General features: G+C 64.0%; 1 protein-coding gene. It reads left to right on the top strand.

Features of this window, described 5'->3' with window-relative positions; all coding sequences use genetic code 11:
* Nucleotides 1–92 precede the first annotated feature (92 nt).
* The gene (locus HX786_RS31495; protein WP_087694950.1) at nt 93–458 is read left to right on the top strand and encodes a cupin domain-containing protein; all 366 of its coding nucleotides are present in this window, start codon (nt 93–95) and stop codon (nt 456–458) included.
* The last annotated feature ends 92 nt before the right edge of the window (nt 459–550 follow it).

Here is a 550-nt window from a genome sequence, read left to right as displayed (position 1 = left end):
AGCTTGCTCGCGAAAAACCCGCGGGCGCCGCGCTCATCCAGGACGCCAGCGCCCACATTGCCGCCTATTTTTTCTCATCAGGAGCAACTGCCATGACCCTCGTTACCCTCAAGAAAGACATCCAGCTATCCGAACTCGACGCCTGGGGCACCGTCGCCGACCTCGGCTCCACCATCCTCGAAGGCGAAGTCCGGGCCTTCGGCAAAATGACTTTCGGTGCCCCCACCGACCCGGTCAGCAGCGCCTATTTCGGCACCACCCAGGGCAAGTTCCGCATGGTCTACCCGTTTGCCGAACAAGCCACCGTGGTCACCGGCGAAGTGGTGCTCACCGACGAGTCCACCGGCCAGAGGACCCGCTACAAGGCCGGTGACAGCTGGTTCGTGACCAAGGGCACCCCGGTGCTGTGGGAAGTGGTCAGCGAAAGTTTCGTCAAACACTACTTCGCCGTGGTGTGATAGCCCCGGCTGCCGGCACCCGTCGGCAGCCTTTTGGCGCAGGTGCCCACCCATGCACGCTCTCCCCGCCCACGAAGTCGCCGGCCAGTGCC

Source organism: Pseudomonas sp. 21615526 (genome assembly GCF_013386245.1).
Lineage (GTDB): Bacteria > Pseudomonadota > Gammaproteobacteria > Pseudomonadales > Pseudomonadaceae > Aquipseudomonas.
This window is presented reverse-complemented; position numbering and strand designations above follow the sequence as displayed.

What these genes read in the sequence shown, in the direction of transcription:
- HX786_RS31495 (WP_087694950.1), top strand. Translation starts at nt 93, where the DNA reads ATGACCCTCGTTACCCTCAAGAAAGACATCCAGCTATCCGAACTCGAC.